The organism is Sphingosinicella sp. YJ22, from assembly GCF_011320075.1.
Taxonomy (GTDB): Bacteria; Pseudomonadota; Alphaproteobacteria; order Sphingomonadales; family Sphingomonadaceae; genus Allosphingosinicella.
The window spans coordinates 1-16,783 of sequence record NZ_JAANPA010000051.1 but is presented as its reverse complement, the minus strand read 5'-3'; the positions used below and the strand labels follow the sequence as shown (position 1 = coordinate 16,783).

The window sequence follows — 16,783 nt, the reverse complement described above, 5'->3', positions numbered from 1 at the left end:
GCTCCGGCTGCTCCGAGCCGAGCGTGTAGTCGCGCGGGCACGCGATCGCCGGAGTCGCCTCCGACGAGGCGCTCGCCCGGGTCGTGGTCGTCACGCGCCGCACCGGCTCGAGCAGGTGGGGCGACGCGCCGGCTTCCGTGGTGGCGGCGGTGGCTTCGGCGGCGGCGGCGGCGGCGGCGGCTTCCGTGGCGGCGGCGGCGGCGGAATGCCTCCCCAGGTCGTCGGCGAAGGCAAGGGCGTCGTCAAATTCTTCAACTCCCAGAAGGGCTTCGGCTTCGTCGTCCGCGACGATGGCGGCGAGGACGTGTTCGTCCACATCTCCGCGGTCGAGCAGGCCGGCCTGACCGGCCTGGCCGAGGGCCAGCCGCTCGAGTTCACCCTGGTGGACCGCGGCGGGCGCATCTCGGCGACCGACCTCAAGATCGAGGGCGATCCGCTCCCGGTCGAGGATCGCGGTCCTCCGCGCGATCGTGACGCCGGCGGCTTCGGCGCCGGGCGCGGCCCGCAGCGCGAGCTGACCGGCGAGAAGGCCACGGGCACGGTCAAGTTCTTCAACGCGACCAAGGGCTTCGGCTTCATCACCCGCGATGACGGGCAGCCGGACGCTTTCGTCCACATCTCGGCGATGCAGCGCGCGGGCATCCACTCGCTCCAGGAAGGCGACCGGCTCGAGTTCGAGCTGGAAGTCGACCGGCGCGGCAAGACCGCCGCGGTCAATCTGATCGCGATCCAGTAGTAAGCGACATGCCGGCCTGCGCCGGCATGTCTCGATAAATATCCCGCTGTCCAGGACGGCCGCCCCGGTTCATGCCGGGGCGGCTGTTTTCGTGCGCGACATGGTTTGCGCCGCGTAAACCTTGTCCCCGCACCCCTTTTCCACGTCTGGGCGTTTACCACCCTCGACATGGGAAGCGTATTGTCCTTGGCGCTGTTGGCGCTCAGTTCCGCCGCCGATGCGAATTCGCTCGACCTGCGCTGCTACCGGCTGATGGCCGAGCTGGCGCGGGAAGACGATCCGCGCGTCCGCTCCGCCGGCATGACCGGCGCCCACTATTTCCTCGGCCGGCTCGACGCCGCCGATTCGGGTTTCGACCCGGAGGCCGAGGCCGGTCAGGAATCGCCGCCGCTCGCCGAGCGCGAAACCCTGGTTCGCCGCTGCGGAGAGGCGATGGGCGCCGGCGGCCGCGACTTCCGCGCGCTGGGCGAAAGCCTGATGCACCGCTCCGGCGACATCTAGGTCACCAGCTTCTTCAGCGCGCCGGTCGTGTCCGCCTCCTGCGCGGGCTTGTCGTTACGAATCCGCGAGATGCGCGGGAAGCGCATGGCGAGGCCGGACTTGTGGCGCTTACTGAGGTGGATCGAATCGAAGGCGACTTCGAGCACCAGGCTCTTCTCGACCTCGCGGACCGGGCCGAAGCGCTGCACCGTGTGGTTGCGCACGAAGCGGTCGAGCCACATCAGCTCCTCGTCGGTAAAGCCGAAATAGGCCTTTCCGACCGGTAGCAGCTCCCCCTCCCCCTGCTCCTCGCCACTCCAGCAGCCGAACGTATAGTCCGAATAATAGGATGAGCGCTTGCCGGAGCCGCGCGCGGCATACATCAGCACGCAGTCGGCGGTGAGCGGGTCGCGCTTCCACTTGTACCACAGGCCGGTGCGGCGGCCGGCGACATAGGGGCTGTCGCGGCGCTTCAGCATGACGCCCTCGATGGCGGCGTCGCGGGCGCCGGCGCGAATGTCCTCGAGCTCGGCGAAGCTCGTGGCTTCGATCAGGGTCGACAGGTCGAACCGGTCGGGATCGAGCGCCGGTACGAAGCGCTCCAGCCGCTCGCGCCGCTCCGCCCAGGCCTGCGGCCGCAAATCCTCCTTCGCGTCGAGCAGGATGTCGTAGAGCCGCACGAAGGCCGGATAATCGGCGAGCATCCGCGCCGACACCGCCTTTCGGCCGAGCCTTTGCTGGAGCGCGTTGAAGCTCGCCGCGAGCCCGCCCTGCGCCTCGCCTTTGACGAGCAGCTCGCCGTCGAGGACTCCGTCGCGGTCGAAGGCCTCGGCTACGTCCGGAAAACTTCGCGTAATGTCGTCGCCGGCACGGCTGTAGAGCCGGGTTTCGCCGCCGACCCGGACGATCTGGACGCGGATTCCGTCCCACTTCCACTCGGCGGCATAATCGGCGAGGTCGACCTGACTGTCCTCGAGGGGATGGGCGAGCATGAACGGGCGGAACACCGGCACGTCCTCGGCGCGCGGCCGCGGCCCCCTGCCCTCCGCCCAGTCGAACAGCGGAAGATAGGGCGGGTCGATGCCGTGCCAGACCTCCTCGACCTCGTCGACGTCGAGCTCGAACGCCTGCGCCAGCGCCGTCTTGGCGAGGCGGGCGCTGACTCCGATGCGAAGTTCGCCCGTCGCGAACTTGAGCAGGGCGTAGCGGCCCGACGCGTCGAGATGGTCGAGCATCTCGGCGATCGCCGCCGGCGCCTCGGCCTTGCCGAGCGTGCGCAGCCGCTCGACCACCGCGCCGATGCGCAGCGTGCCGTCGTCGATCTCCGCCGGCTGCTCGCTCCGCTTGGGCCACAGCAGGGCGACCGTCTCGGCCATGTCGCCGACATAGTCCCAGCTCATCCGGAACAGCAAAGGATCGCAGCGCTCCTCGATCAGCGCGCGAACCAGCGCCGGCTTCACCCCGGGAATGTCGAGCTCGCCGGTCAGCGCGGCGAGCGCCCAGCCGCGGTCGGGATCGGGCGTGCGCTTTAGATAGTCGCCGATCAGCTTCAGCTTGGCGTTGCGCGAGCGCGTGTAGACGAGGGCGTCGAGAAGCTGGGAAAAGTCGCGCATCGCCCGACTACAATAAGTAAGGCGCGGACAAGCTCCACCGCCGAAACGATTTCCTCAGACGGCGGGCGGCGGCGCGTTGAGGAAGACAAGCGCGCCGGCGACCAGCAGAACGACGCCGATGGCGATGCGCGCCGGCCGCAGGTTGAGGGCGAGGAACTTGTCGCCGAGCAGCGCCGCCGGGATCGCCGCGGCGAGCAGGCCCAGCGCTCCGCCGACCGCGGCGAATACGGGCATCTCGGCGCGGATCGCGAAGGCGAGGCTCATGAACTGGATTCGCCCGCTCGCCGCCGCATAGCCGCCGAAGAGGAGCGCGCCGAGGAAACCGCCCCAGCGGACCCGCTCGGCCCAGCGCAGCGGCTCCGGCTTCATCAGGCCGGTGATCCCGGCAAAGGCCAGGGCAAGCGCGACGAACTGGGTCTGGGCGCGGACGCCGACCATGTCGCTGACGAACGAAGCGGCGATAAACGCGATCGCGGCCATGCCCGCCGCGGCTATCGCCATTCCGGCGAGGATTGCGCCGGGGCGGTCGCCGCGCGCCGACAGTGAGCCGGCGAGCACTTGAGTCTGGTCGCCGATGCCGGCAAGCGCGGCCGCGACGAAGGCGAACAGGAGGGCGTCCATCGCCTTCCCCATACACCCTTCGCCGTTCCAACCGGGTTAACCCGCGCCCACCTTGACTTTTCGCAGATTTGGCCGCATTTGGCCGCCCGCACGTGAGCGGCGGCAGCGCCGCTTCATTTTTTTCTACATCTCGGGATTTCAGAGGCTGCCATGGCCAAGCCGACCACTATCAAGATCAAGCTCGTCAGCACGGCCGACACCGGCTTTTTCTACGTGACGAAGAAGAACCCGCGGAACATCACCGAGAAGATGACCTTCCGGAAATATGATCCGCGCGTGCGTAAGCACGTCGAGTTCAAGGAAGCCAAGATCAAGTGACGCTGCGGCGGGCGCTCGCCCGCCACCGTCCGGGCGCCGCAAGGCGCCGCGCTTCCCGAAAATTCTGAAACAGGCTGGGCCATGGATCCCGAATCGGTTCGGGATGACCGTGGCCTTTTGCCGTTAGAGCAGCTGTCCCTCAGGCGCTGCGTCCTCCGCCGTCGGCAGCAGCGCGCGCACCGCCTCGACGAACTTCATCACCGAAATCGGCTTGGACACATAGCCCTCGGCGCCGGCGTCGCGGATCCGCTCCTCGTCGCCCTTGGCCGCATAGGCGGTCACCGCCAGCACCGGCACCGGCGCCAGCGCCTCCTCCTGCTTCATCTGCTCGATGAGCTCCAGCCCGCTGATATGCGGCATCTGGATGTCCATGACGACCAGCTCGGGCTCGAATTCGCGGGCGCGGTCAAGCGCCTCGCGGCCGTCGCGCACCGGCTCGACCTCGAAGCCATGCGCCCGCAACAGGTCGCAGAACAGCCTCAGGTTGAGCTCGTTGTCCTCGACAATCAGGATTTTCTGACCCACCGGGGCGTCCTAGGCGATGATGCGTAACGAAACAAATAAGGTGGCCTCAGACGCTCTGGCGCTCTCCGCGCTGGCGTGGGTCCTGAGCGACGAATCGCGCGCGCAGCGGCTGCTCGCCACGACCGGCCTGACTCCGGACCAGCTCCGCGCCGGCCTCGGCAATGCGGCCGTGCTCGCCGCAGCGATCCGCTTCCTCGAAGCCTGGGAGCCCGACCTCGTCGCCTGCGCGAGCGACCTTGGCGCGGCTCCGTCCGATCTCGTAGGGGCACGCCGTCAGCTGGAGAATGAGTGAATGACCAAGACGGTTCTGATCACGGGCGCGACCGCGGGGATCGGCGCGGCGACGGCACGGCGATTCGCGCGCGAGGGCTGGCTGGTGGTGGGCACCGGCCGCCGCCGCGAACGGCTCGACGCGCTGGCCGCCGAGCTCGGCGAGGCCTTCCACGGCCTCGACCTCGACATCCGTGACATTGAAGCGATCCCGGCCGCGGTCGATTCGCTCTCCGAGCGCTTTCGCGCCGTCGACGTGCTGGTCAACAATGCCGGCCTCGCCCCGCCGATGCAGCCGATGCAGGAGGCCGATCTCGACGCCTCGCTCAACGTCGTGCAGACCAACATTTCCGGCCTGATCGCGATCACGCGGCACCTGCTTCCCGGCCTGATCGAGCGCAAGGGCGCGGTCCTCAACTTGAGCTCGGTCGCGGCGACCTATCCCTATCGCGGCGGCGCGGTCTATGCCGCCAGCAAGGCGTTTGTCCGCCAGTTCTCGCTCGACCTGCGCTGCGACCTCCACGGCACCGGCGTCCGGGTCACCTCGATCGAGCCGGGAATGGTCGAGACCGACTTCACCCTGGTCCGCACCGGCGGCGACCAAGCCGCGTCGGACGCGCTCTACGCCGGCATGGACCCGATGACCGGCGACGACATCGCCGACACGCTCCACTGGCTCGCGACCCTGCCGCCGCACCTCAACATCAACACGATCGAGCTGATGCCGGTCAGCCAGAGCTTCGCCGGTTTCACGGTTGCGCGCGAGGGGGCGACGGCCTAGCTCGCGCGCATGACCAGCAAGATCCATGACCGCCTGGCCGAACTCGGCCTCACCCTTCCCGAGGCCGCCGCTCCGGTCGCCTCCTACGTGCCCGCCGTCGAGGCCAATGGGCTGCTCCATATTTCGGGGCAGGTCAGCCAGGCCGACGGCCAGTTGATCAAGGGCCGACTCGGCGAGGACATGGACGTCGAGGCCGGCGCCGCCGCCGCCCGCGCCTGCGGAATCATGCTTCTCGCGCAGATCGACAAGGCGGTCGGCCTCGACCGCGTCGAGCGCATCGTGAAGCTCGGCGTATTCGTGAACAGCGCCGGCTCGTTCACCGATCAGCCCAAGGTCGCCAATGGTGCCTCCGAGCTGATGCAGGACGTGTTCGGCGAAGCCGGCCGTCACGCCCGAAGCGCGGTCGGCGTTCCGGCGCTCCCGCTCGGAGTCGCGGTCGAGGTCGATGCCGTCGTCGCGGTTCGCCCCGCTTGACCTGACCAGGCCCGGCGCATGAGCGCCGAGCAGATCGTCGCGCGCATCGCGTCCGGCGTGGCCGCCTTCGACTCGGCCGCGTGGGACCGTTGCGCCGGCGGCGACAACCCCTTCCTCAGCCACGCCTTCCTGGCCGCGCTCGAGCAATCGGGAAGCGTCGGCGCGCGCACCGGGTGGCAGCCGGCGCCGATCGCGATCGACGGGCTCGGCGGCGCGCCCGACGCGGTTCTGCCCGCCTACGTCAAGAGCCACAGCCAGGGCGAATATGTCTTCGACCATGGCTGGGCCGACGCGCTCGAGCGCGCCGGCGGGCGTTATTATCCCAAGCTCCAGATCGCGGTGCCGTTCACCCCGGTGCCCGGGCGGCGGCTGCTCGCCGCCGAGCCCGCGCTCGCGCCGGCGCTGATCGCGGCCGCGGAGCGGGTGGTCGCCCAGAACCATCTCTCATCGGCCCACGCGACCTTCATCGACCCGTCGGAAGTGGCGCTGTTCGAGCGCGCCGGCTGGCTGATCCGAATCGACAGCCAGTTCCACTGGCACAATGACGGCTTCGCCAGCTTCGACGATTTCCTCGCCGCTCTGTCCTCGGCCAAGCGCAAGGCGATCCGCAAGGAACGGGCGCGGGCGGTCGAGGGGCTCGAAGTCGTCCACCTTAGCGGGGACGGCATCAGCGAAGCGCATTGGGACGCCTTCTGGGCCTTCTACCAGGACACCGGCGCTCGGAAATGGGGCCGGCCCTACCTGGCCCGCAGCTTCTTCTCGCTGATCGGCGAGCGGATGGCCGACCGGATCCTTCTGATCCTCGCGCTGAGGGACGGCGTGCCGATCGCCGGCGCGCTCAACCTGATCGGCGGCGACGCCCTCTATGGCCGCTATTGGGGCTGCACCGAGGACGTGCCCGGCCTCCATTTCGAGCTGTGCTATTACCGCGCCATCGACGAAGCGATCGCCCGCGGCCTCGCCCGGGTCGAGGCCGGCGCCCAGGGTTCGCACAAGCTCGCCCGCGGCTACCGCCCCGTGCCGACCTATTCCGCCCATCATTTCGCCGATCCGCGCCTGTCCGACGCCGTCGCCCGCTATCTCGAGGCGGAGCGGCCCGCCGTCGTCGAAGAAATCAGGGCCTTGGACGAACACGCGCCGTTCAAGAAAGGCTGACCGCTTGCCGCGCGGGCGGCTTCGGCTAGGATCGCGCCCAATCATGACAGGGGGCCCCATGCGGACGCTGATCGCACTCACTTTGCTCACCCTCTCGCCGGCCGCGCTGGCGCAGCAGCCGGCGGCGTCGCCGCCGCAGGGGGCGAGCCGGACGTTCGAGGCGAGCGACCTGTTCGGGCTCGAAGTGGCGGGCGATCCGCAGATCAGCCCCGACGGCCGCCGAGTCGCCTATGTCCGCCGCTCCGGCGACGTCATGACCGACCGGATGCGGCCGACCATCTGGCTGATCGACGCCGCGACCGGCGAGCAGGCGCCGCTCGCGGCCGGGCCGGGCGCGCACATGTCGCCGCGCTGGTCGCCGGACGGCGCGCGCCTCGCCTACATCTCCTCGGCCGAGGGCGGGCAGTCGCAGCTCTACGTGCGCTGGATGGCGAGCGGCGAAGCGGTGCGCATCACCGGCCTTCCCAACGCTCCGGGGAGCATCGCCTGGTCGCCCGACGGGCGCCACATCGCTTACTCGATGCTGGTGCCGGGCGAGCCGGCCCGGCTTGGGCGCGCGCCCGCCAAGCCCGAGGGCGCGCAATGGGCCGAGCCGCTCCAGCAGATCACCAACGTCACCTATCGCGCCGACGGCCAGGGCTTCATCCGTCCGGGTTACAGCCATTTGTTCGTGGTTCCGGCCGAGGGCGGCACGCCGCGCCAGCTTACCTCCGGCGACTTCCACCATGACGGCCCGGTGGAATGGTCGGCGGACGGCCGCAGCATCTACACCAGCGCCAACCGCTCCCCGGACTGGGAGCGCGACCCGCTCGATGCCGAGATCTACGCGGTCGACATGGCGAGCGGTGCGATGCGCGCGCTCACCGACCGCGACGGACCCGATTTCGCGCCAATGGTGTCGCCGGACGGCAGCCGAATCGCCTATCTCGGCTTCGACGACCGTGGCTATGGCTACACCCAGGCGCAGCTCTATGTGATGGACCGCGACGGCTCGAACCGCCGCTCGCTCACCGTCGGGCTCGACCGCGACCTCGACTCGCCGCAATGGGCCGCGGACGGGCGGTCTATCTATGTCAGTTATGACGAGCACGGCACGCGCAAGGTCGCGCGGGTCGGGCTCGACGGCAGCATCCGCACCGTGGCGGAGGGCCTCAGCGGCGGCAGCATCGACCGGCCCTATAGCGGCGGCGAGTATAGCGTCGCGCGCGACGGCACCCTGGCGATCACCGCCGGCAGCGGGATCCGTCCCGCCGACGTCGCGCTGGTGCGCGGCGGCGCGGTTCGCCAGCTCACCCGCCTCAACGAGGATCTTCTCGCCCACAAGAGGCTCGGCGAGGTGCGCCGGATCGCGACTCGCTCGTCGCACGACCAGCGGCCCGTGGAGGCGTGGCTGACTCTGCCGCCTGGCCATGTCGACGGCCAGCGCCACCCGCTGGTCCTCGAGATCCATGGCGGCCCGTGGCAGGCCTATGGTCCTCACTTCGCCACCGACAACCAGCTCTATGCCGCCGCCGGCTATGCGGTGCTGTCGGTCAACCCGCGCGGCTCGACCTCCTACGGCCAGGACTTCGCCGACCAGATCCACCTCGCCTATCCCGGCTACGACTATGACGACCTGATGAGCGCGGTCGACGCGGCGATCGCGGAGGGCTTCGCTGACGAGAACCGCTTGTTCGTCACCGGCGGATCGGGCGGCGGCGTGCTCAGCTCGTGGATCATCGGCCGGACCAACCGCTTCCGCGCCGCGGCGGTGCAGAAGCCGGTGATCAACTGGACGAGCTTCGCGCTGACCTCCGACGGCGTCGCCGCTTACGCCCGCTACTGGATGGGCGGAATGCCGTGGGAGAATATGGAGGCCTATTGGCGCCGTTCGCCGCTGTCGCTGGTCGGCAACGTGCAGACCCCGGCGCTGGTCGTCGTCGGCGCCGAGGACAACCGCACGCCGTCGAGCGAGGCGGAGCAATATTACAACGCGCTTCAGCTGCGCGGCGTGCCGACCGCGCTGATCCGGGTGCCGGGCGCTCCGCACAATCTCGCCGGCCGGCCGTCGCAGAGCGCCGCTCGGGTGAGCGCGATCCTCGCCTGGTTCGAGCGCTATCGCGAGGGCTGGACCCCGCCGCAGCGAACCGCCGCCGCGGACTAACGAAGCGTCAGATAGTCGCCGTTCATGGTGATCGAGCCGATCCGGCTGAGATAGGACTGGCCGAGCAGCGAGTGCTCGAGCCCTTCCAGCACGGCGCCGCTGACTCCGTTGATCCGCCGTCCCTCGAGCTCGACGCTGTCGAGCTGGATGGGCTGGCCGCGCACCGGGCCGGAGGCGCCGGTGCCGACCACTTCGAACGACGCCGGATCGACCGCGATGCCGATCCGCCGAGCATCCTCGACGGTGAGCGCGACGCTGCTCGCGCCGGTGTCGATGATCATCTCGACCGGCTGGCCGTTGACCATCGCATTGCCGTAGAAATGGCCGTTGCCGCGCCGCGTGAGCCGCGCCTCGCCGCCCCAGCTGCCGCTGGTCACGGACGCCGGTCGCGCCTTGGGCGCCGCTTCGGCCGGCGCGGCGTCGGCCGCCGCGGCCTCCGTCTGGGGGGCCTCGCTCGGACCGGTCGGGATCAGAAAGCCGATTCCCAGCCCGACCGCGATGACGATGAACAGCGCCTTCTGCATCGCGCCGGCCCTAGCCCGAGCCTCGCTTCGGCCCGCTTAAGGCGGATGGTTAACCGGGCTATTCCGCCGCGGCCGGAAGGCCCGTATTCGCCGCCTCGATCTCGGCGGCCTTCGCTTCGACGAGGCGGACGATATGGTCGATCATATCGGCGTCCTGGACATGGTGATCGGTGACGCCGGACAGATAGACCATGTGCTTGCCGTTGCCGCCGCCGGTGATGCCGATGTCGGTCTCGCGCGCCTCGCCGGGGCCGTTGACGACGCAGCCGAGCACCGACAGCGACATCGGCGTTCGGATATGCTGGAGCCGCTCCTCCAGCGTCTGCACGGTTCGGATCACGTCGAAACCCTGGCGCGCGCAGGACGGGCACGACACCACCCGGACGCCGCGGTTGCGGATGCCGAGGCTCTTGAGGATCTCGTAGCCGACCCGCACCTCCTCCTCGGGCTCGGCCGAGAGCGAGACGCGGATCGTGTCGCCGATCCCGAACCACAGCAGCGAGCCGATGCCGATCGCGCTCTTCACGGTGCCGCCGACGAAGCCGCCGGCCTCGGTGATGCCGAGATGGAGCGGGCAGTCGACCGCCTCGGCGAGTTGCTGGTAGGCCGCGACCGCGAGGAACACGTCGCTCGCCTTCACCGCGACCTTATATTCGTGGAAATCGTGGTCCTGGAGGATCTTGATATGGTCGAGCGCGCTCTCGACCAGAGCCTCGGGGCACGGCTCGCCGTACTTCTCGAGCAAGTCCTTCTCGAGGCTGCCGGCGTTGACGCCGATGCGGATCGCGCAGCCGTTCGCCTTGGCCGCCGCGATCACCTCGCGCACGCGGTCCTCCGAGCCGATGTTCCCCGGGTTGATGCGCAGGCAGGCCGCGCCGGCGTCGGCCGCCTCGAGCGCCCGCTTGTAGTGAAAATGGATGTCGGCGACGATCGGGACCTGCGCCGCGCGCACGATCTGCTTCAGCGCCGCCGTCGATTCCACGTCGGGGCAGGACACGCGGATGATGTCGACGCCGGCCTCCTCGCAGCGGCGGATCTGGTCGATCGTCGCCTTGGCGTCCGACGTCGGCGTGTTGGTCATGGTCTGCACCGTCACCGGCGCGTCGCCGCCGACGGCGACGTTGCCGACCATGATCTGCCGCGACGGGCGGCGGACGATATCTCTCCAGGGGCGTACGGACATGGCGCGGATATAGGCCTTTGGGGTTACAAGCGAAAGTCGGGCCTAGCTCAGGGCGATAACGGTTCCGGCGACCAGAAGCAGGGCGGCCACCCCGCTCAGCCATCTCAGCTGAAGGCGGCCCGCGAAACGCACGGTCAGCATATCACCCCTCCTCTTTCCTCGGCCGCCCGCGCGGCCGCTTCTCCGGCGGCGCGACCTTGATCCCGCGCCGCGCCAGCGCCTCGCGCAGGAGCACCTCGATCTCGGCGTTGACGCTTCGGAACTCGGCCGCCGCGCAGCGCTCGAGCTGGTCCCACAGGGCCGGCTCGATGCGCAGCGGGAAGGCCTTCTTCGGGTCGGGCGGTTTCTTGTCAGGCACGAGGGGCCTCCCCTCGTTACTGATACAGGGTCCCGGCATTGACCACGGGCTGAGCCTCGCGCTCGCCGCACAGCACGACCATGAGGTTCGACACCATCGTCGCTCGGCGCTCGTCGTCGAGCTCGACGACGCCCTTCTGGCTCAAGGAGTCGAGCGCCATCTCGACCATTCCGACCGCTCCCGCGACCAGCGTCGCCCGCGCAGCGACCACCGCCTGCGCCTGCTGGCGGCGAAGCATCGCGCTGGCGATCTCCGGAGCATAGGCGAGGTGGGTGAGGCCGCATTCGTCGATGGTGATCCCGGCGACCTTCAGGCGCTCGATCAGCTCCAGGCGAAGCTCGCTGTTCACCACCTCATGGCTGCCGCGCAGAGTCACCTCTTCCTGATGCTCGAGATCGTCATAGGCGTAGCGCGAGCCGACCGAGCGAACCGCCGCCTCGGTCTGAACCACGACGAACGCCTTATAGTCGTCGACGTCGAACAAGGCCTGGGCGGTGTCGGTCACGCGCCACACGATCTGGGCCGCGATCTCGACCGGGTTGCCGCGCAGCTCGTTGACCTTGATCCGCTCGGAAATGAAGTTGGTCGCGCGCACCGACACCTTCTTGCGGATCATCCACGGCAGCACCCAGCGCAAGCCGGTCGACCGGTCGGTGCCGCGATAGTCGCCGAACAGGGTGATCGCCGCCGCCTGGTTGGGCTGCAGCATGTAGAAGCCGCAGGCGACGAACAGCAGAATGAGGACTCCGCCGATCGCGGCGCCAATGCCGAGCATTTCCCGCGGCCCCTCGATCTGAAGCGCGCCCCAGACCGTCAGTGCGATCGCTGCGAGAAGCACCAGAAGCATCGGATAGCCGCTCATCGTCGAGGCGGGCACCTCGCGGCTCACGCGCAGTCCCTCGGTGCGGACGTCGGTCATTTTTTCCTTCCCTCCCATAAATACTGATATCATATTTATATGAGCCGGGGCGCCCGCGCAAGCCGATTCGAAGCGGTCTCTTCACCTCCGCCATCTCACCCCCTAAGGGCAGTGCACCGAATGGAGGTCCCCATGCGTTTGCTGCTGCTGATCGGAGCCCTGTTGATGTCCACCACCGCCGTCGCCCAACCCCAGAGCCAGGGCGAGCGCCCCGCCTGGCGGCTGGTCATCCATGGCGGCGCGGGCGTGATCGAACGCGGCCGGTTGACCCCCGAGAAGGAGCGCGAGATCCGCGCCGCTCTCGACCATGCCCTGGCGACCGGCTCGGCGGTGCTGGAGCGCGGCGGCAGCGCTCTGGACGCGGTCGAAGCGGCGGTTCGCGAGCTCGAGGACGATCCCAATTTCAACGCCGGCCGCGGCGCCGTCTTCACCCATGACGCGACGATCGAGCATGACGCGTCGATCATGGACGGCCGCGACCGTCGCGCCGGCGCGGTCACCGGCACCTCCAACACCCGCCACCCGGTCAGCCTCGCCCGCCGGGTGATGGAGGGGAGCCCCCACGTCTTCCTGCGCGGCCTCGGCGCCGACCAGTTCTCGCGCGAGCAGGGCCTCGAGCAGGTGCCGAACGAGTGGTTCCACACCCCCGAGCGGCGCCGCCAGCTCGACGAGTTCCTGAGCCGCCCGTCCGCCGAGAGTTTCGACATCGACCTCAAATACGGCACCGTCGGCGCGGTCGCCGTCGACCGCGAGGGCCATGTCGCCGCTGCGACCTCGACCGGCGGCCTCACCGGCAAGCGCTGGGGCCGGATCGGCGATTCGCCGATCATCGGCGCCGGCACCTATGCCGACGACCGCGCCTGCGCCGTGTCGGCGACCGGCGCCGGCGAGTTCTTCATCCGCGAAGGCGTCGCCCACGAGATCTGCGCCCGCCTGCGCTTCACCGAGGACAGCGCCCAACAGGCCGCCGACACGGTGATCCGCGAGATGCATGCGCTGGGCGGCACCGGCGGAGTCATCGTCGTCACCCCGCGCGGCGACGGCATCTACAGCTTCAACACGCCGGGAATGTATCGCGGCCAGGCGAGCCCCGCCGGCCGAAGCGTCGCCATCTACGGCGACGAGGAAGGGCAGGACACGGTCAGCGCAGCCCGCGGCGGCGAGCGGGGCTGACCGCGCGAGTCTTTTGCAGAGTTTGAAGATGACCAAGTTCCTGGCGAGACCGCTGCTCAGGCTGAGCGTCCTCGCGACTCTCCTTGGCCTGTCCGCGCCCGCCTCCGCCTGGTGGGACTATGGCCACGAGACGGTCGCGCGCATCGCGCTCGACGAGGCGAGCCCCGCGGCCCGCGCCGAGGTCCGGCGGCTGCTTCGCCAGGGCGAACTGCTCGACACGCCGGCCTGTCCCGTCGCCACCATCGGCCAGGCGAGCGTGTGGGCGGATTGCGTCCGCAGGATGGGCGACCGGTTCAGCTACACCGCGCCCTGGCACTATCAGAATGTCGACGTGTGCCGCCCGTTCGACATGGCCAGCGCCTGCGCCAACGGCAATTGCGTGTCGGCGCAGGTCGAGCGAAACCTGAGGCTGCTCAAGGACCGCACCCTGCCCCGCCGCGAGCGGCTCCAGGCGCTGCTGTTCCTCATCCACTTCGTCGGCGACCTTCACCAGCCGCTCCACGCCGGCGACCGCGGCGATCTCGGCGGCAACCGCTTCCGCGCCTATTACAGCCGCATCCAGTCGAACCTCCACGCCATTTGGGACGGCCTGCTCGCCGAGCGTTCCATCTCAACCCCGCCCGGCGAGGCGCGCGGCTTGCTGAGCGTGCTCGGCAGGGACGAGCGCTCGGGGATGGCGCAGGGCAGCGTCGAGGATTGGGCGCGGGAGAGCTGGGAGGTCAGCCGCCGCTTCGCTTATGGCGGAGTCCTCGCCGACCCCTGCGCGGACGTCCCGGCCGAGCCGCCGGTCATCACCCAGGCGCAGATCCGCGAAATCATCCCGGTCGTCCGAACCCAGGTAACGCGCGGCGGCCTGCGCCTCGCAAGGCTGCTCGACGAGGCGTTGAACTAGGAGACCGGGCCACTAAGGCCCTCTCCCCAGCGGGGAGAGGGTTGGGTGAGGGGTCCCTGAGTCAGCGGCTATCCTCTGAACCCGAACCCCCTCACCAACTTCGCCTAGGCGGCGCAGCCGCCAAGGCTCCGTAATCCTCTCCCCGCCGGGGAGAGGAAGCTTACTCCGGCACCACCGTGACGGCGCGGCGGTTGCGGGCGTGGGACGCCTCGTCGGAGCCGAACGATTCGAGCCGTTCCTTGCCCCAGCTGATCGTCTGCATGCGCGCCGAGGAGATTCCGCGGCTCTCGAGATAGAGCCGAGCCGCATTGGCCCGGCGCTCGCCGAGCGCGAGATTGTATTCGCGGGTGCCGCGCTCGTCGGCATGGCCCTCGATGGTGACGTTCACCGCCGGATTGGCATTGAGCCACTGCGCCTGCGAATCCAGCACCGCGCGCGCCTCGTTGGTCAGCGTGTAGCTGTCGAGCGCGAAATAGACCCGGTCGGACGGCACCTGCTGGAGGAAGTCGGCGCGCGAGCCTGGCACGATGGCGCCGACGCCGGTGCCGCCCGGATCGGTGCCGATGCCTGAGCCCGGGCCTTCGCTGCCCGGCGCCGGCGGAAGGCTCTCCGGCCGCCGCGACGAGCAGGCGGAGGTGGCAACCAAGGCGGCGCCGAGCGCCACGGTGGCGATGATTCGGGTCTTACTCAACGGACTTCTCCTCTCGGGGACAGGGGGAATCAATTCGGGTCACGGTCAGTTAGGGTTCAGCGGCGACCAGGACGGGTCGGAGCCTTCGAGCGGGGTCGCCACTCGGCGGGTGCCGCCGCCGGATGCCTCGACATACCAGAGGTTGCCCCGGCTCGCGCCGCGGAAGAACATGATCGCTCGGCCGTTGGGCGCCCAGGTCGGGCCCTCGTCATGCGGGCCGCCGGTGAGCACGCGCTCGCCGCCGCCCGACGGAGTCATCACGCCGATGCGGAAGCCGCCGCCGATCTTGGTGAAGGCGATGAGGTCGCCGCGCGGGCTCCATTCCGGCGTTCCGTAGCTGCCTCCGCCGAAGCTGATCCGGCGCTGGTTGGAGCCGTCCGCGTTCATCACATAGATCTGCTGGCTTCCGCCGCGGTCGCTCTCGAACACGATCTGGCGGCCGTCGGGCGAATAGCTGCCGCCGGTGTCGATTCCCGGCGCGTTGGTCAGCCGCTGCGGCGTGCCGCCCTCGACCGGGATCCGGTAGACGTCGGTGTTGCCGTTCACCGCCATCGAGAAGACGATGAAGCGGCTGTCGGGCGAGTAGCGCGGAGCGAAGGTCTGGTAGTTGCCCGGCACGAGCGGACGCACGCGGCCTGTGCCCATTTCGAGCACGTACACGCGCGGCCGGTCGTTCTCGTAGCTCATGAACGTGATCGTGCGCTGGTCCGGAGCGAAGCGCGGGGTCAGCACCGTCCACTGGCCGTTGGTCAGGAAGCGGTGGTTGCCGCCGTCATAGTCCATGATCGCCAGCCGCTTGATCCGGCGGTTGGGCGGGCCGGTCTCCGACACATAGACGATGCGGGTGTCGAAGAAGCCGGTGTCGCCGGACAGGCGGCTGTAGATCGTGTCGGCGCAGCGGTGCGCCGCCCGCCGCCACTGGGCGACCGGCACGTTGAAGCCCTGGCGCGTCAGCTGGGTCCGCCCGCCCACGTCATAGAGGTAGCAGCCTACCGTCAGTGAGCCGTCGCCATTGGCCTGGACATAGCCCTGGACAAGGTTCTGCGCGCCGACGCCCTGCCACACGCCGTAATTGGGGGAGCTGACCTCGCCGAAGCTCGGAGTCGGCAGCCCGCCCGGCCCGCGCGGCTGGAACAGGCGCGAGTTGCGAAGGTCCGAGACGATAATCTCGGCGACCTGCTGGCCCAGCCTCTGGGTGTTGCCCGCCGGCGTGTCGACAGCCTGCGGGGTCGGCATCACCGGCACCGCGACGTTGAAGGTCGTGAACACGCCCTCGCCGACCTCGAGCTCGATCACCTCCTCGGGCGGCGTGGTGGGCGGCTGTTGCTGGTTCTGCGCGGTCGCCGGCGCGGCAAGCGCCAGCAGCACCGTCAGCCACAGCCCGGAAATGATCTTACCCATGCTGCCCTCTTTCACTTGCCCCGCCTCACGCGCGCGGGAAGGTATAATTGAACTGCCGCCAGCCCCGGGCGACGGAATAATATTCGGCCGGAAGGCCACGGATCGGGGTACATTCCCGCACCACGCTCAGCGCGATCTCGCGCATGCGCTGCTCGTAGCGACTTAGGCTGTCATCATAGTCGTTGACGCCCGCGACGCGCGCGCTCGCGAGACTGCCGTCGGCATTGAGGGTGACCGCCACCCGCACGCGGATCGCTCGCGCCTCGGAAGCCGGCAAATTTTGGCGCTGGCACGGCTGGAGCGCGCGCAGGATCGCCTGGTCGAGGCTGGCGCGGACCTGCGCCGTCACCACCGCGCCCTGCTCGCGGGAAGTGCCCGCATCATCGCCGAAGCTGCCCGCGCTCGGCAGCCGCGAGCCGCGGCTCCGCTCCGCCTGGCCACTGCCCGGCCGGGTCGCCGGTTGCCGCTGGGGCTGGCGCTGCGGCTGCGGGCGCGCCTGGCTCGGCACGTTGGAGCGGGCCGTGCG

19 protein-coding genes and 1 pseudogene are annotated in these 16,783 nt (G+C 69.5%); 10 read left to right on the top strand and 10 right to left on the bottom strand.

Features of this window, described 5'->3' with window-relative positions; all coding sequences use genetic code 11:
• Positions 1 to 115: 115 nt before the first annotated feature.
• Together G7B71_RS15800 and G7B71_RS14350 are read left to right on the top strand one after the other, a co-directional pair.
• On the top strand, positions 116 to 736 hold the full coding sequence (locus G7B71_RS15800) for a cold-shock protein (RefSeq protein WP_279338413.1): 621 nt from the start codon (positions 116 to 118) through the stop codon (positions 734 to 736).
• 186 nt (positions 737 to 922) lie between these two features.
• The gene (locus G7B71_RS14350; protein ID WP_166042111.1) at positions 923 to 1,237 is read left to right on the top strand and encodes a hypothetical protein; all 315 of its coding nucleotides are present in this window, start codon (positions 923 to 925) and stop codon (positions 1,235 to 1,237) included.
• Here G7B71_RS14350 and G7B71_RS14345 read toward each other — a convergent pair.
• Together G7B71_RS14345 and G7B71_RS14340 are read right to left on the bottom strand one after the other, a co-directional pair.
• Positions 1,234 to 2,829 (bottom strand): cisplatin damage response ATP-dependent DNA ligase, encoded by a 1,596-nt coding sequence (locus G7B71_RS14345; RefSeq protein ID WP_166042109.1) that lies wholly within the window; start codon positions 2,827 to 2,829, stop codon positions 1,234 to 1,236. The genes G7B71_RS14350 and G7B71_RS14345 overlap by 4 nt on opposite strands.
• Before the next feature lie 54 nt (positions 2,830 to 2,883).
• A complete protein-coding gene (locus G7B71_RS14340) occupies positions 2,884 to 3,450 on the bottom strand; it encodes a TMEM165/GDT1 family protein (RefSeq protein WP_166042107.1) in 567 nt (188 codons plus the stop codon).
• 150 nt (positions 3,451 to 3,600) lie between these two features.
• Between G7B71_RS14340 and rpmG the strand changes: the two genes are divergently transcribed.
• On the top strand, positions 3,601 to 3,768 hold the full coding sequence (gene rpmG / locus G7B71_RS14335; RefSeq protein ID WP_166042105.1) for a 50S ribosomal protein L33: 168 nt from the start codon (positions 3,601 to 3,603) through the stop codon (positions 3,766 to 3,768).
• A 123-nt stretch (positions 3,769 to 3,891) separates the two neighbouring features.
• On the opposite strand, the gene G7B71_RS14330 is transcribed toward rpmG, so the two are convergent.
• The gene (locus G7B71_RS14330; protein ID WP_166042103.1) at positions 3,892 to 4,293 is read right to left on the bottom strand and encodes a response regulator; all 402 of its coding nucleotides are present in this window, start codon (positions 4,291 to 4,293) and stop codon (positions 3,892 to 3,894) included.
• A 16-nt stretch (positions 4,294 to 4,309) separates the two neighbouring features.
• Between G7B71_RS14330 and G7B71_RS14325 the strand changes: the two genes are divergently transcribed.
• Genes G7B71_RS14325 through G7B71_RS14305 form a run of 5 tightly spaced genes read left to right on the top strand, consistent with a single transcriptional unit; the run spans position 4,310 to position 9,116 of the window.
• A complete protein-coding gene (locus G7B71_RS14325) occupies positions 4,310 to 4,585 on the top strand; it encodes a DUF3572 family protein (protein ID WP_166042101.1) in 276 nt (91 codons plus the stop codon).
• The gene (locus tag G7B71_RS14320; protein ID WP_166042098.1) at positions 4,586 to 5,344 is read left to right on the top strand and encodes an SDR family NAD(P)-dependent oxidoreductase; all 759 of its coding nucleotides are present in this window, start codon (positions 4,586 to 4,588) and stop codon (positions 5,342 to 5,344) included.
• Between the two features lie 9 nt (positions 5,345 to 5,353).
• Complete coding sequence (locus G7B71_RS14315; protein ID WP_166042095.1) at positions 5,354 to 5,818, top strand: RidA family protein; 465 nt, start codon at positions 5,354 to 5,356, stop codon at positions 5,816 to 5,818.
• Between the two features lie 18 nt (positions 5,819 to 5,836).
• Complete coding sequence (locus G7B71_RS14310) at positions 5,837 to 6,973, top strand: GNAT family N-acetyltransferase (protein WP_166042092.1); 1,137 nt, start codon at positions 5,837 to 5,839, stop codon at positions 6,971 to 6,973.
• A gap of 58 nt (positions 6,974 to 7,031) precedes the next feature.
• Positions 7,032 to 9,116: a S9 family peptidase gene (locus G7B71_RS14305; protein WP_166042089.1), complete on the top strand. Its 2,085-nt coding sequence runs from the start codon at positions 7,032 to 7,034 to the stop codon at positions 9,114 to 9,116.
• Here the strand turns inward: G7B71_RS14305 and G7B71_RS14300 are convergent.
• The 4 genes from G7B71_RS14300 to G7B71_RS14285 all read right to left on the bottom strand — a co-directional run bounded on the left by G7B71_RS14300 (position 9,113) and on the right by G7B71_RS14285 (position 12,100).
• The gene (locus tag G7B71_RS14300; protein WP_166042086.1) at positions 9,113 to 9,640 is read right to left on the bottom strand and encodes a TIGR02281 family clan AA aspartic protease; all 528 of its coding nucleotides are present in this window, start codon (positions 9,638 to 9,640) and stop codon (positions 9,113 to 9,115) included. The two genes, G7B71_RS14305 and G7B71_RS14300, sit on opposite strands and share 4 nt — an antisense overlap.
• Before the next feature lie 58 nt (positions 9,641 to 9,698).
• The gene (gene ispG, locus G7B71_RS14295; protein WP_166042084.1) at positions 9,699 to 10,823 is read right to left on the bottom strand and encodes a flavodoxin-dependent (E)-4-hydroxy-3-methylbut-2-enyl-diphosphate synthase; all 1,125 of its coding nucleotides are present in this window, start codon (positions 10,821 to 10,823) and stop codon (positions 9,699 to 9,701) included.
• Between the two features lie 142 nt (positions 10,824 to 10,965).
• Entirely contained in the window at positions 10,966 to 11,181 is a 216-nt protein-coding gene (locus G7B71_RS14290) for a toxin-antitoxin system HicB family antitoxin (protein ID WP_166042082.1), read from the bottom strand.
• Between the two features lie 16 nt (positions 11,182 to 11,197).
• Positions 11,198 to 12,100 carry an SPFH domain-containing protein gene (locus G7B71_RS14285; RefSeq protein WP_166042079.1) on the bottom strand — a complete coding sequence of 301 codons (903 nt, stop codon included), beginning with the start codon at positions 12,098 to 12,100 and terminating at the stop codon, positions 11,198 to 11,200.
• A 165-nt stretch (positions 12,101 to 12,265) separates the two neighbouring features.
• On the opposite strand from G7B71_RS14285, the gene G7B71_RS14280 reads away from it, so the two are divergent.
• Both G7B71_RS14280 and G7B71_RS14275 read left to right on the top strand, forming a co-directional pair.
• Complete coding sequence (locus G7B71_RS14280; RefSeq protein WP_243406258.1) at positions 12,266 to 13,273, top strand: isoaspartyl peptidase/L-asparaginase; 1,008 nt, start codon at positions 12,266 to 12,268, stop codon at positions 13,271 to 13,273.
• A 28-nt stretch (positions 13,274 to 13,301) separates the two neighbouring features.
• Positions 13,302 to 14,165 (top strand): S1/P1 nuclease, encoded by an 864-nt coding sequence (locus G7B71_RS14275; RefSeq protein ID WP_166042074.1) that lies wholly within the window; start codon positions 13,302 to 13,304, stop codon positions 14,163 to 14,165.
• A 160-nt stretch (positions 14,166 to 14,325) separates the two neighbouring features.
• Here G7B71_RS14275 and pal read toward each other — a convergent pair whose 3' ends face one another.
• The 3 genes and pseudogenes from pal to G7B71_RS14260 form a co-directional block, all read right to left on the bottom strand.
• The gene (gene pal / locus G7B71_RS14270) at positions 14,326 to 14,856 is read right to left on the bottom strand and encodes a peptidoglycan-associated lipoprotein Pal (RefSeq protein WP_166042071.1); all 531 of its coding nucleotides are present in this window, start codon (positions 14,854 to 14,856) and stop codon (positions 14,326 to 14,328) included.
• A gap of 45 nt (positions 14,857 to 14,901) precedes the next feature.
• Positions 14,902 to 16,257, bottom strand: coding sequence for a Tol-Pal system beta propeller repeat protein TolB (tolB, locus tag G7B71_RS14265; RefSeq protein WP_166042069.1), 1,356 nt, complete (start codon positions 16,255 to 16,257; stop codon positions 14,902 to 14,904).
• A gap of 25 nt (positions 16,258 to 16,282) precedes the next feature.
• Positions 16,283 to 16,783 (bottom strand): annotated as a pseudogene (locus G7B71_RS14260) (hypothetical protein); the annotation flags it as partial.

What these genes read in the sequence shown, in the direction of transcription:
- G7B71_RS14345 (WP_166042109.1), bottom strand. Translation starts at nt 2,829, where the DNA reads ATGCGCGACTTTTCCCAGCTTCTCGACGCCCTCGTCTACACGCGCTCG.
- G7B71_RS14340 (WP_166042107.1), bottom strand. Translation starts at nt 3,450, where the DNA reads ATGGACGCCCTCCTGTTCGCCTTCGTCGCGGCCGCGCTTGCCGGCATC.
- rpmG (WP_166042105.1), top strand. Translation starts at nt 3,601, where the DNA reads ATGGCCAAGCCGACCACTATCAAGATCAAGCTCGTCAGCACGGCCGAC.
- G7B71_RS14325 (WP_166042101.1), top strand. Translation starts at nt 4,310, where the DNA reads ATGATGCGTAACGAAACAAATAAGGTGGCCTCAGACGCTCTGGCGCTC.
- G7B71_RS14320 (WP_166042098.1), top strand. Translation starts at nt 4,586, where the DNA reads ATGACCAAGACGGTTCTGATCACGGGCGCGACCGCGGGGATCGGCGCG.
- G7B71_RS14315 (WP_166042095.1), top strand. Translation starts at nt 5,354, where the DNA reads ATGACCAGCAAGATCCATGACCGCCTGGCCGAACTCGGCCTCACCCTT.
- G7B71_RS14310 (WP_166042092.1), top strand. Translation starts at nt 5,837, where the DNA reads ATGAGCGCCGAGCAGATCGTCGCGCGCATCGCGTCCGGCGTGGCCGCC.
- G7B71_RS14305 (WP_166042089.1), top strand. Translation starts at nt 7,032, where the DNA reads ATGCGGACGCTGATCGCACTCACTTTGCTCACCCTCTCGCCGGCCGCG.
- G7B71_RS14300 (WP_166042086.1), bottom strand. Translation starts at nt 9,640, where the DNA reads ATGCAGAAGGCGCTGTTCATCGTCATCGCGGTCGGGCTGGGAATCGGC.
- ispG (WP_166042084.1), bottom strand. Translation starts at nt 10,823, where the DNA reads ATGTCCGTACGCCCCTGGAGAGATATCGTCCGCCGCCCGTCGCGGCAG.
- G7B71_RS14285 (WP_166042079.1), bottom strand. Translation starts at nt 12,100, where the DNA reads ATGACCGACGTCCGCACCGAGGGACTGCGCGTGAGCCGCGAGGTGCCC.
- G7B71_RS14280 (WP_243406258.1), top strand. Translation starts at nt 12,266, where the DNA reads ATGTCCACCACCGCCGTCGCCCAACCCCAGAGCCAGGGCGAGCGCCCC.
- G7B71_RS14275 (WP_166042074.1), top strand. Translation starts at nt 13,302, where the DNA reads ATGACCAAGTTCCTGGCGAGACCGCTGCTCAGGCTGAGCGTCCTCGCG.
- tolB (WP_166042069.1), bottom strand. Translation starts at nt 16,257, where the DNA reads ATGGGTAAGATCATTTCCGGGCTGTGGCTGACGGTGCTGCTGGCGCTT.